Genomic DNA, 11,474 nt, shown 5'->3' on the forward strand with positions numbered 1-11,474 from the left:
ACTACCCGCTTCGGCCGGCTCGCTTCCACAAGATGACCGCGGCGACCGTCGAGGCCGCTACGCAGGCCACGGCAAGACAGGCGATGACGATGTACCGCTGCTCGGTGACGGCGCCCTCGTAGGGCATTGAATCCGACCAGTCCAGCGCGAGGCGCACACCCACGGCGGCGACCAGCGGAGTACCTAGACCGACCGCGAGGGCGATCAGGCGACGTCGTCGACGGTTCGGGGTCCGCATCCCTCTACGGTAGGCGGCGACCCTGCGCACGGCCTGTGCTGCCGCCTCGCGACGACCCCCAGGCACACCCGGGGGGGGTCACGCGCCGAATCGGCGCTGCAGATCGGCGTACGTGATCGCCCCGTCGAGGAACCCGAGCGTGCCGGTCTCGAGCAGCTCGCGGCCGGCACGCTCCAGGCCGCTGAGGGCCGTGCGGGCCAGGCTGCCGCCCAGGCTCACCCGCGCGACGCCGAGCGAGAAGAGCGTCGGCGCGTCGGTGCGGGCGTTCAGGACGAACGTGCCGGCGGATGCTGCGGCCCGCGCTGCGGCGATCCGATCCGCGGCCTCGTCTATGTCGAACAGGCGCCCGCCGAACGTGTCCTCGATGTTGCCCCCGGCGACGCCGAGCGCCACCGCGCGCGCGACCGTCCGACCGACCTCGTCGGGGGTGTCGCCGTACCCGGCCTCGAGATCTGCACTCACCGGTACGTCCACCGCGGCGACGATGCGGGCGATGTGCTCCAGCATCGTGTCGAGATCCAGCGCGCCCCCGTCCGGAACCCCGCACGACCAGGCGATGCCCGCGCTGGTGGTGGCGATGGCCGGGAACCCTACTTGCGCGAGGATCCGGGCGGATCCGGCGTCCCACGCGTTCGGAATGACGAACCCGGGGCCATGGTGCAGGGCCAGCAGCACGGCCGCCCGATCGTCGGGCACCGCGTCGTCGCGTTCGCGCTCGAGTCCCATCAGATCTCCCATCGACAGTCCCCGAGTATTAAGAGCCCGATGTGCAGCGCACGTCAAGAGGGCCCGACGGTGCACGACCGCTGCGAAGCCGGCATCCGCAAAACGGCTCTCCTGCCTCCATCGTCCGTCCACGAGTCGCCCACCGGCCGCCGCCCCCATTGACGCCCCCGACCGCTCCTGCTCTGATGAGCGCATGGAGGCGATCGTCGACGTCGACTACCTGGTCGTCGGAGCGGGTGCGATGGGCATGGCGTTCGTCGACGCGCTCACCGCGGCGGCCGATGTGTCGGTCGCGATCGTCGACCGGCGCCACGGAGCGGGCGGACATTGGCTCGATGCGTACGGGTTCGTGCGCCTGCACCAGGCATCCGCGTTCTACGGGGTCGCTTCCACGCTGCTCGGTGGCGGCCGGGTGCAGGCCGAAGGACCCGAGCGCGGACTGCACGAACGGGCGAGCGCGGCCGAGGTGTGCGAGTACTACGCCCGAGTGCTCGCCCGGCTGAGCTCGACCGGTCGCGTGACCTTCCATGGTCGCACCGAGTATCTCGGGGATCGCCGCTTCGTGTCGGCGCTGAGCGGCATCCGCGTCCACGCATCGCGCGCCCGAGTGGTGGACTCGCGATACCTGTCACCCGACATCCCCGCACTCACTCCCCCGCCGTTCGCCGTCGACGACGGCGCGCGCGTCATCCCGGTCAACGACCTCGTCCGCATCACACACGCGCCCGACCGGTTCGTGATCGTCGGGGCCGGCAAGACGGCTACCGATACCTGCGTGTGGCTGCTGCAGAACGGCGTGCCGCCGAACGCGATCACCTGGGTGCGCCCACGCGACCCCTGGCTGCTCAACCGCGCGGTCGTGCAGCCCGATCCGGCCGTCTTCCTCGGCATGGCCGCGGACACCATGGCCGCGGCCGCGGAGGCGAGCAGCGCCGAAGACGCCTTCCTTCGGATGGAGGATGCCGGCATCATGCTGCGGATCGATCGCGACGTCACCCCGACGATGGCCAAGACGCCCACCCTCGCGACGTGGGAGCTGGATCTCGCCCGCACGGTCGACGACGTCATCCGTCGAGGTCACCTGCGCGCGGTCGCTCCGGGGCGACTGACCTTCGACGATGGCGACGTGCGCGTCTCCTCCGACACTCTCGTGGTGCACTGCGCGGCCGAGGGCCTGAAGTATCCGGGCCTGCGTCCGATCTGGGCTCCGGAGGCCATCACTCCGCAGCCCGTGCGGGTGGGCTTTCCCTGCTTCGGCGCCGCGCTCGCAGGCTATGTCGAAGCCACTCGCGATGACGACGCCGAGAAGAACCGCGTGTGCCGGCCGTCGCCGTACGCGAACACGCCGGCGGACTGGGCGGCCATGCAGACGGTCGGCGGTGACGCGTCACTGGCGATGTCCGCAGAAGCCGACCTCCGTAACTGGTCGAACGCGACGGCACTAAATCCGGCGCGGATTCCGCCCGACCGCGCCGACGATCCGGCAGTCGTTGCGGCGATCACGCGCCTGAAGGAGCACATCGGTGCGGGGCGCGCCCGGCTCGCGGAATTCGCCCGCCAGGCGTGAACAGCGCACCGCGCGGTCCCGTGCGCGTCAGCGCGGAAGGAGCTCGCCGACGAGCACCCCGACGCGGCGACGGATCTCATCGCGGATGGGACGGACGGCCTCGATGCCCTGGCCGGCCGGGTCATCCAGCTCCCAGTCCTCGTAGCGCTTCCCGGGGAAGATCGGGCACGCGTCGCCGCAGCCCATCGTGATCACGACATCCGATTCGCGGACAGCGTCGACGGTGAGGATCTGGGGCGTGTACGAGGCGATGTCGAGGCCTTCCTCCGCCATCGCGGCGACTGCCACCGGGTTGATCTGGTTCTTCGGCTCCGAGCCTGCGGAGAGGACCTCGATCTGCCCGCCGCCGAGTTCGCGGAGGTAGCCGGCGGCCATCTGGGAGCGCCCTGCGTTGTGGACGCACACGAACAGGACGGTGGGCTTGTCAGTCATGGAAGCTCGCTTTCGTTGCTGAAAGCATAGATCATGATCTATTTATTTGGTGGCCGGAGGGTGAACGATCAGACGGCGGTCAACTCCGCGAGAAGAGCCCGCACCCGCGACTCGATGCCATCGCGGATGTCCCGCACCTCGGCGAGCGGCTTGCCGACGGGATCCTCGATATCCCAGTCGAGATACCGCCGCCCCGGGAACACCGGGCACACGTCACCGCATCCCATCGTGACCACCACGTCCGCGGCACGCACGGCCTCATCGGTGAGCAGCTTGGGGAACTCCCCGCCGAGCGGGACGCCGATCTCATCGAGGGCAGTGACGATCGTGGCGCGCACAGCATCGGCGGGCGCGGAGCCGGCGGTGTGCACGAGCACCCGGTCACCGGCGAGCTGGCGCATGATGCCAGCGGCCAGCTGCGACCGCCCGGCGTTCTGCACGCAGACGAAGAGGACCTCCGGGGTCGCCCGGTGCGCCGATTGCGCCCTCGCCATGGCGTCCAGCCGAACGGTCGCGAAGGCGGCCACTCGCGACCCGAGATGCGGCGCACCCGACATCGGGTGCAGCATCCCGCGGCTCTCGGCGACGTACCGCTCGACGGTTTCACGGCTGAACGAGCCACGGTAGCGCTCGGCGAGATCATCGACGATGCGCGGCAGGTCCGGCTCGGCATCCGGCACTGTCGCCTCGCCGAGCAGGGCGTCGACACGCTCGATCTGCCGAGGATCCAGGGAGTACCAGACCCGCCGACCTTCGGGATGGCGGATGACGATCCCCTCGTCGGCGAGGGCCTTCATGTGGTGGCTGATCGTGGGCTGGCGGAGGTTCAGTGACTCGGCGAGCCGTCCGACGAGCGCGCGGCCGTCTTCGGAGTCACGGATCAGCTGCACGATGCGGGCGCGCGTCGGATCTCCGAGAACCGTGAGCTCACGGCGACTGTCACTGGCACGCATAGACCGCAGTCTATGCGCCGGACGGATGCTCCTGGCCGGTGTCGCCGCGCGCCTGCACCCACGCCCGACGCCCGAGTGCGGTGAGGCGGTAGCGTCCGTCGATCTGAGTGACCCACTCGAGGTTCAGGAGCCGCCAGAGGATCTCGCCCAGCATGCGCGGTAGTCGCCGGACGTGCGCAGCGGCCAGCCCGGGCCGACGAGCGGTCCACGCGGCGAGGATCTGATCGTCGTCGAGGTCGCCCTCGGCGCCGAGGATGTCGAGGATCATCACGCGAGGGGCGGTGCTGTGCCTCCGGAGCTGCACGTCGTCCATTGCTCTAGTCGCGGCCGTTCACCGTGCTGCGGCGCTCGATCAGGACGGTGTCCCGCCACGAACCGGCGTGCGCGCCGAGAGCCGAGCGGGCGATCCGTTCCCGTGTCCCGATGATCCGGAAGCCGGCGGAGGTGTGCACGCGGAGGCTGGGGGTGTTCTCCGGAAAGATGCTCGACTGGATGGTCCAGTACCCGGACTCGTCCGCGGCGGTGACGAAGGCGTTCAGCAGCAGGCGTCCGATTCCCCGACCCCGGGCATCGCGGTGCACGTAGACGGAGTGTTCGATCACGCCGCGGTAGGCCGCTCGGGCGGACACCGGCGACGCGGCCGCCCATCCCCACAGCTGCCCATCGTCACCGACCGCGACCAGGCGCGGTGATGCGAGCTTGCTCGCGTCGAACACCTCCCAGCTCGGTGCCTCGGTCTCGAACGTCGCCTCGCCGTCTTCGATGCCGTGCCGGTAGATCTCCTCGACACCTGCCCAATCGGAAGCCGTCATGCTGCGGATCTCTGTCACGAGCAGCATCCTCCTCCACCGGTTCCGAGGTCGGTCGAGCACACTCCGGTCGCGGGCAGGACGAGCTCGACGTGCGATGCCGACGCCACATCACCGGCCAGCCATGCCGCCACCGAGCGCACCTGTTCGTAACCGGTTGCGAGAAGGAACGTCGGGGCGCGACCGTACGACTTCATCCCGACGATGAAGAAGTCCTTCTCCGGGTGGGTGAGCTCGCGGAACCCGTGCGGCTCGACCGTTCCGCAGGAGTGCACGTTCGGATCGATGAGCGGCGCGAGTCGCTTGGGGGCCTCGACGATGTCGTCGAGTTCGAGGCGGATCTCACGCAGCATGTCCAGATCGGGGCGGAAGCCGGTCGCGTTCACGACCACGTCCGTGGCATGGACGACCACCTCGCCACGACGATGACCGACCAGCTCTACGGCATCGTCGGCGCGGCGGCCGCGGATGATCTCGAACCCGTCCACGACGGTGATGAGCCCGGCAGCGACGGCCTGATCGACTCGGCTGCCGAGGCGGGCGCGATCGGCGAGCTCGTCGTCGGCGGAGGAGGACACCCGTACCGCCTGCGCGTTGCGGATGAGCCAGGTCACCGTCGTGCCCGGCTCCTGACGTGCGAGCTCCACGAGACCGAGCAGGGTGTTCGCGGCCGAGTGTCCCGCCCCGACCACGGTCGTGTGGCGCCCCGCGAACAGCGCGCGATCCCTCCCCCGTACGTCCGGGAGCGCAGGAGCGACCCGGTCGGCGATGTCGGTCATGCCGAGCAGCTCCAGTCCGCCCGAGGCGAGCGAGTTCGGCGATCGGTAGGTGCCGGAGGCGTCGATCACCGCACGGGCCGCCACCTCTTCGACGTCCCCGTCGGTGGTGCGGATGCGCACAGCGAACGCGGCCGCGAACCTGGCCCGGGTGCGGGTGCGGTCCATGCCTTCGCGGGTCACGCCGAGGACCTCGACGCCGGTGCGCAACCGGGTTGAGATCGGCTCGAGGTCGGCGAGTGGCGCGACGTACTTCTCCACCAGCTCCGTGCCCGTCGGTGCGCGCTCCGGATCCGGCAGCTGCCACCCATGCTGCTCCAGGAGCCGGCTCGCCGCGGGATCCACGAGGTGCTTCCACGGCGAGAAGAGGCGCGTGTGGCCCCACTGGCGGACGCTGGCCGCCGCGGAGTCGCCCACTTCGAAAATGACGAAGTCGATGCCGCGTTCGACCAGATGAGCAGCGGCGGCCAGGCCGACCGGACCGGCACCGATGATCGCGACCGGCAGTTTCGTCGAACGATCGTTCGTCGCAACGTGGGGAGTCAGATCTAGCAGGGTCACAACAGCCTCCAATGGATATCGATGAACATCGATGCTCAATTGTGCAGCCATCTATTGATACCTGTCAATATCGACTATGATCGATGCATGACCACGATGCTCGAGGTGACCGACGTCACTGCCGGTTCCTGCTGCGCGTCGCTCGTGCGCGAGCCGCTCACCGCGGCCGAAGCCGACCAACTCGCGACGACCCTGAAGGCCCTCGCCGACCCGGCACGCCTGCGCCTGCTGTCGATCGTGGCGGCCTCGGAGGGTGCAGAAGCGTGTGTCTGCGATCTGATCGAACCGGTCGGACTCAGTCAGCCGACGGTCTCGCACCACCTGAAGGTGCTCACCACGGCAGGATTCCTCGAGCGCAGCAAGCGCGGCACGTGGGCGTACTACAAGCTCGTCCCCGGCGCGCTCGACCGAATCTCGCAGCTCCTCGTCGCCTCGTGAGCCCGGCGAACGCCCGCGCCCTCGCCGGCGAATTCCTCGGCAGCGCGCTGCTGGCCGCGGTCGTGGTCGGCTCCGGAATCGCCGCACAGCGGCTTTCGCCCGGCGATGTCGGACTGCAGCTCTTCGAGAACGCCTTCGCCACCGCGCTCGGCCTCGCCGTGCTGATCCTGGTCTTCCAGACCGTGTCCGGCGCGCACTTCAATCCAGTGGTCTCCCTCGTCGATGCGCTGCTTCACCGCAAGAGCGCGGGCATCACAGCGGCGTACGTTCCGACTCAGATCCTCGGATGCATCGGGGGCGCCGTCCTCGCGAACCTCATGTTCGCCGAACCGGCGATCGCCTGGAGCACCACGGAACGGGCCGACTGGCCTCACCTGCTGGCAGAGGTCGTCGCCACCGCCGGGCTGGTGCTGGTGATCTTCGCCCTCGTTCGGACCGGTCGCGCCCATCTCGCCGCACCCGCCGTCGGCGCCTACATCGGTGCCGCGTACTTCTTCACCTCATCGACCAGCTTCGCCAACCCGGCGATCACCATCGGCCGAGCGTTCAGCGACACCTTCGCCGGCATCGCTCCGGCATCCGTCCTGCCCTTCATCGGCGCGCAACTGGTGGGCGGCGTGATCGGATGGATGCTGGTCCGATCCTTGTTTCCCGTCGCACAGGATCCTGCCGCCGCCTGACACGGCCGCCGCCATCCCCGGGGCGATCGCGCAGAGGCGGCCCGGTCGTCTCAGGCTCTCACTTCGCCGCCCGACGGATGATCGCCGCGACGAGGGCTTCGACCGGCCCGCCTGCCGATCGCGGGTTCGTCAGCAGCGTGAAGTCGATCTCGCCGAGCTGCGGCAGCCCGAGAGTAGGACTGGCCGGCACCAGATCGGCGGGCACCATCGCCTGCGGCAGCACGGCGATGCCGATCCCGGCGCGGACCGCGGCGAGCGCACCGTTGACATCGCGGACATTGCAGGTGATGCGCCAATTGCGCCCGACCGACTCGAGCGTCTGGATGGCAGCCGCGCGGGAGTGGCTCGGCGCAGGATACGCGATCAGCGGCACAGGCGCGTCGAGATCGACGCGGGTGTCTTCGTGCGACACCCAGATGTGCCGATCGCGTCGCACGAGATGACCCGTGGGCAGCCCCGGCTCCTGCTTGACGTAAACGAGGTCGAACTGCCCGGCCTGGAGCCGCTTCACCAGCGCGGCGCTCTGCCCGACGGTGAGCGAGAGATCGATCTGAGGGTGGACGCGCCGGAACTCCCGAAGGATCTGCGGCAGCTCCGTGAGCGCGAGGTCATCGGCCGAGCCGAATCGCACTCGGCCCCGCATCGCCGAGGTGTCGAAGTAGGCGGCCGCCGCGTCATGCGCCGCGAGGATCTCGCGCGCAAACCCGAGCATGGCCTCTCCGTTGTCGGTCAGTTCCACCGTCCGCGAGTCCCTCGCGACGAGAGCCCGTCGGGCCGCGGCCTCGAGGCGCCTGATCTGCTGGCTGACCGTCGGCTGGCTGATCTGCAGCTGCGCTGCCGCCCGTGTGAAGCTCCGCGTCTCGGCCAATGCCACGAATGTGCGCAGCAGCACGGGGTCGAACATCTCGACTCCATTCGACAATCGAATAAGTGGTTTGCCAATCATGCCACGAGCGAATGACGAGCATCCGGCGACCCTAGCCTGAAATGACCATGGCGATGATGCAGGAACCCAGCCCGGCAACGGAGCCGATCCCCGTCGCGGGTTCTCCCGGATGGCGCGGAGCGCGCCACACATTGGCGATCCGCAACTACCGCTTCCTCCTCGCATCGATGTTCACGGGGTTCATGGCGGCCTGGATCTCGCGCATCACCCAGGACTGGATCCTGCTGGAGATGACCCAGAGCGTCGCAGCCGTGGGGTTGGCGGTGACCTTCCAGTTCGCGCCGATACTACTTCTCGGTCTGTGGGGCGGGGTCCTCACCGACAGATTTCCCCGGCTGCGCATCGCCCGCATCGCGCAGACAATGACCGTCGCCGGACTGCTCGTGCTCATGTTGCTGCTCATGCTGAACGCCTTGCAGGTCTGGCACATCTACGCGTTGGCGGCGGTGTCGGGGTTGGCCGCGGTCGCCGAATCTCCGGCGCGTAGTGCGCTGGTCACGCAGATCGTCCCGCCGAATCGGCTGCAGGCGGCCATTGGATTGAACGCCACGGCCCTGCACGTGGCGTCGCTCATCGGCGCGGCGGGCAGCGGCATACTCATCGCCGTCTTCGGGGCACGATGGGCGGTGGCATTCGCGCTCCTGCTCGCGGTGATCGCGTGGGGCATGCTCGCGTGCGTCCGCACATCCGAGCTCCAGCCTGTGGCTCGGGCGGGCGGCCGGTCCGGAATGCGTGCAGGGATTCACTACGCGTATCGCAAGCCGACGATCCGATGGTCGCTGATCCTCATCGCGTTCATCGCGACCTTCGGCATGACGCACACTGTGCTGTACGCAGCGGCGGCGCGCGACGTCGGCTTCGACAGCGGCGCGGCCGGATACGGACTGTACTTCGCCGTGAGCTCCGCCGGAGCCATCCTCGGCGCCGTCGTCTCGATGGGCCGCCGCTCCATCGGGATGCGGTCGGTGCTAACCTGCGCGATCGTCTTCGGAGCGACCATGCTCGCGACCGCTGCAGCGTTCACCGAACCCTTGTTCCTCGTTGCGATCGTATGCCTCTCAGCCACACGCATCCTCTGCGTGACGGGGATCGAGGCGCTCTTCCAACTCTCGGCGAACCCGTCGATGCGCGGCCGGGTCGCTGCGCTGTACTTCGCGATCGTTGCCGCTGGTCAGTGCGTCGGCCCACTCCTGATCGGCTGGGTCGCCGAGAGCGTCGGGCTGCACACAGCGTTTGCGCTTGCCGGCGGCATACCGCTCGTGGCCGCGTGCGTGCTGGGCATTGTGGTCATGCGCTCACGCGAACTCCGGCTACGCATCGACCTCCGCCGGCCGCGCCGGCTGATCCGGATCGTTCCCCGCACGCCCGTCGGGCCGGTCGCCGACCTCGTCGGATCCCGTCCCGGCCTTTCCTGACTCGCGGGTTGCGGTGCGCCGGCGGTCGACCCTGTCCCGATCGCCGCGCGCACGGCGTCCGCGCCTGTGGCGCTCAGGGACACTCGACAGCGAAGATGGCACACCACCACGCGCGCCCAGGGGTCGTCAGCGAGGTGGGAGCACCCTCTGGCGTTGCTGGCCGAGGCTGGTGATCCCGAGCTCGATGATGTCGCCCGGCTTTAGCCATTGCTGTGGGGTCATCCCCATCCCGACGCCGTGCGGGGTGCCCGTGTTGATGAGGTCGCCCGGCTCCAGGACCATGAACTGACTGAGGTACCGCACGATGAAGAACGGATCGAAGATGAGGTCCGTGGTCGAGCCGGTCTGCTTCCGCTCGCCGTTCACGTTCAGCCAGAGCTCAAGATCGTTCACGTCACCCACTTCGTCCGGGGTGACCAGCCACGGTCCGGCCGGGTTGAACGTCTCGGCCGACTTGCCCTTCGTCCACTGCCCGCCGCGCTCGAGCTGGAACGCCCGTTCGCTCACGTCGTTGCACACGACGTAGCCGGCGATCGCCGCTCGAGCCTCCTCGTCGGTATCCAGGTAGCTGGATCGCGAGCCGATCACAATGCCGAGCTCTACCTCCCAGTCTGTCTTCGATGCCCCCCGCGGGATCTGCACGTCGTCGTTCGGTCCGACAAGGGTGTTGGGCGCCTTCGTGAAGAGGATCGGCTCCTCGGGGATCGCGGCGCCCGTCTCGATCGCGTGCTTACGGTAGTTCAGGCCGATGCACAGGATCTGCTGCGGCCGTGCGAACGGCGCACCGATGCGCGCGTCACCCAACGGTCGGATCGACCCGGCCGCGACCCGGTCGGCGACGATGGGTTCCAGCGCCGCGATCCCCCCGGCGGCGAGCCAGACGCCGTCCACCTCGGCGACGACATCCGATACGTCGACGAATGCGTCATCCCCTACGGCGACCGCCGCACGCTCGGCACCGAACGCCCCGATCCGCATGATCCTCATCGTGGTGATCCCTCTTCTTTCTTACGTCGAGTTGCGTCCGCCGAACACGGACGAGCATCCAGCACCGTGGCCCGAGGGCCCGGCTGGAGTCATCCGGTCGTGGCGTTGTCGTCCGTCAAGACTGGTCTGTCTCCGCGAACGCGGCGGCGCGGGCGACGACGGCCTTCATGGTTTCCGCCACGCGCGCGACATCCTCGCGGGAGAGCCTGCTGGTCGGGGCGGACAGGCTCACCGCCACCGGAAGGGTCATGCTCGGCACGGCGACCGCGACGCATCGGCCGCCGATCTCGTTCTCCTCGTCGTCCACGGCGTAGCCCTGCTCGCGCACTTTCTCGAGTTCGGCCATGAACGCGGGCACGGTCGTGATGGTGTGCTCGGTAGAGCGCGCCATCCCCTCCTGCGCGAGTATCGACTCCACCATGCTGGATGGCAGCTTCGCGGCCAGCACCTTGCCGAGCGCAGTCGCATGGATGACCTCGCGATCGCCGGCACGTGGCGCATTGCGTATCGAGGCCTTGCTCTCGACGATCTCCAGGTAGGCGACGCGGGTGCCGTCGAGGAGGCCGAGGTTGACCGTCTCGCCAAGGGTGTCGCGCAGGTATTCCAGTTGGGGGAGCAGGCGTCGGGCGACGGTGTCGATGCGATCCCCGCTCAGCGCGAGGCCCATCCGGTAGTCGCCGTCTCCGTTGCGTTCCACGTATCCGCGACCTTCCAGGGTCGCCAGGTACCGGAACACCGAACTCTTGGGCAGCTCCGTGGCCTGTGCGAAGTCCATCAGGCTCAGTCCGTCGGGATTCGCTTGAACGAGATCGAGGATGTCGCAGACGCGCTGCACCGACCTGATCGAGTAGTTCGCCTCGCTCATGACGTGCTCTCCTTCATCTGCTGTCCCTGCCGGGTCCACACCACGATTGCGGGGCCGTCGACCCGAGTGAGTCTACTCCTG

General features: G+C 68.8%; 14 protein-coding genes. 4 read left to right on the forward strand and 10 right to left on the reverse strand.

Going from position 1 to position 11,474, the window contains the following annotated elements:
* Position 1 precedes the first annotated feature (1 nt).
* Together ASD65_RS19025 and ASD65_RS10275 are read right to left on the reverse strand one after the other, a co-directional pair.
* Positions 2-238 (reverse strand): hypothetical protein, encoded by a 237-nt coding sequence (locus ASD65_RS19025; protein WP_156378833.1) that lies wholly within the window; start codon positions 236-238, stop codon positions 2-4.
* Between the two features lie 78 nt (positions 239-316).
* Complete coding sequence (locus ASD65_RS10275; RefSeq protein WP_056222050.1) at positions 317-964, reverse strand: isocitrate lyase/PEP mutase family protein; 648 nt, start codon at positions 962-964, stop codon at positions 317-319.
* Between the two features lie 193 nt (positions 965-1,157).
* On the opposite strand from ASD65_RS10275, the gene ASD65_RS10280 reads away from it, so the two are divergent.
* A complete protein-coding gene (locus tag ASD65_RS10280; RefSeq protein ID WP_056222060.1) occupies positions 1,158-2,531 on the forward strand; it encodes an NAD(P)-binding protein in 1,374 nt (457 codons plus the stop codon).
* A 27-nt stretch (positions 2,532-2,558) separates the two neighbouring features.
* On the opposite strand, the gene ASD65_RS10285 is transcribed toward ASD65_RS10280, so the two are convergent.
* The 5 genes from ASD65_RS10285 to ASD65_RS10305 all read right to left on the reverse strand — a co-directional run bounded on the left by ASD65_RS10285 (position 2,559) and on the right by ASD65_RS10305 (position 6,062).
* Complete coding sequence (locus ASD65_RS10285; RefSeq protein ID WP_056222063.1) at positions 2,559-2,963, reverse strand: arsenate reductase ArsC; 405 nt, start codon at positions 2,961-2,963, stop codon at positions 2,559-2,561.
* Positions 2,964-3,031: 68 nt separating this feature from the next.
* A complete protein-coding gene (locus ASD65_RS10290) occupies positions 3,032-3,916 on the reverse strand; it encodes a metalloregulator ArsR/SmtB family transcription factor (protein ID WP_082561683.1) in 885 nt (294 codons plus the stop codon).
* Between the two features lie 10 nt (positions 3,917-3,926).
* A complete protein-coding gene (locus tag ASD65_RS10295) occupies positions 3,927-4,229 on the reverse strand; it encodes a hypothetical protein (protein WP_056222065.1) in 303 nt (100 codons plus the stop codon).
* 4 nt (positions 4,230-4,233) lie between these two features.
* Positions 4,234-4,755, reverse strand: a complete 522-nt coding sequence (locus tag ASD65_RS10300) for a GNAT family N-acetyltransferase (RefSeq protein ID WP_056222068.1) — start codon at positions 4,753-4,755, stop codon at positions 4,234-4,236.
* Positions 4,743-6,062: an NAD(P)-binding domain-containing protein gene (locus ASD65_RS10305; protein WP_056222071.1), complete on the reverse strand. Its 1,320-nt coding sequence runs from the start codon at positions 6,060-6,062 to the stop codon at positions 4,743-4,745. Before ASD65_RS10305 ends, ASD65_RS10300 begins: the two co-directional genes overlap by 13 nt.
* An 87-nt stretch (positions 6,063-6,149) precedes the next feature.
* On the opposite strand from ASD65_RS10305, the gene ASD65_RS10310 reads away from it, so the two are divergent.
* The gene (locus ASD65_RS10310; RefSeq protein WP_056222074.1) at positions 6,150-6,500 is read left to right on the forward strand and encodes an ArsR/SmtB family transcription factor; all 351 of its coding nucleotides are present in this window, start codon (positions 6,150-6,152) and stop codon (positions 6,498-6,500) included.
* Complete coding sequence (locus tag ASD65_RS10315) at positions 6,497-7,180, forward strand: aquaporin (RefSeq protein WP_056222079.1); 684 nt, start codon at positions 6,497-6,499, stop codon at positions 7,178-7,180. The genes ASD65_RS10310 and ASD65_RS10315 overlap by 4 nt, the downstream gene beginning before the upstream one ends.
* 58 nt (positions 7,181-7,238) lie before the next feature.
* On the opposite strand, the gene ASD65_RS10320 is transcribed toward ASD65_RS10315, so the two are convergent.
* A complete protein-coding gene (locus ASD65_RS10320) occupies positions 7,239-8,084 on the reverse strand; it encodes a LysR substrate-binding domain-containing protein (protein ID WP_056222083.1) in 846 nt (281 codons plus the stop codon).
* A gap of 89 nt (positions 8,085-8,173) precedes the next feature.
* Here ASD65_RS10320 and ASD65_RS10325 point away from each other — a divergent pair, with 89 nt between their 5' ends.
* On the forward strand, positions 8,174-9,541 hold the full coding sequence (locus tag ASD65_RS10325) for an MFS transporter (RefSeq protein ID WP_162248489.1): 1,368 nt from the start codon (positions 8,174-8,176) through the stop codon (positions 9,539-9,541).
* A gap of 126 nt (positions 9,542-9,667) precedes the next feature.
* Here the strand turns inward: ASD65_RS10325 and ASD65_RS10330 are convergent, their stop codons facing one another.
* Both ASD65_RS10330 and ASD65_RS10335 read right to left on the reverse strand, forming a co-directional pair.
* Positions 9,668-10,528 carry a fumarylacetoacetate hydrolase family protein gene (locus ASD65_RS10330; RefSeq protein WP_056222092.1) on the reverse strand — a complete coding sequence of 287 codons (861 nt, stop codon included), beginning with the start codon at positions 10,526-10,528 and terminating at the stop codon, positions 9,668-9,670.
* A 115-nt stretch (positions 10,529-10,643) separates the two neighbouring features.
* The gene (locus ASD65_RS10335) at positions 10,644-11,393 is read right to left on the reverse strand and encodes an IclR family transcriptional regulator (protein WP_056222095.1); all 750 of its coding nucleotides are present in this window, start codon (positions 11,391-11,393) and stop codon (positions 10,644-10,646) included.
* Positions 11,394-11,474 lie beyond the last annotated feature (81 nt).

The sequence above is a fragment of the Microbacterium sp. Root61 genome, assembly GCF_001427525.1.
Taxonomy (GTDB): domain Bacteria; phylum Actinomycetota; class Actinomycetes; order Actinomycetales; family Microbacteriaceae; genus Microbacterium.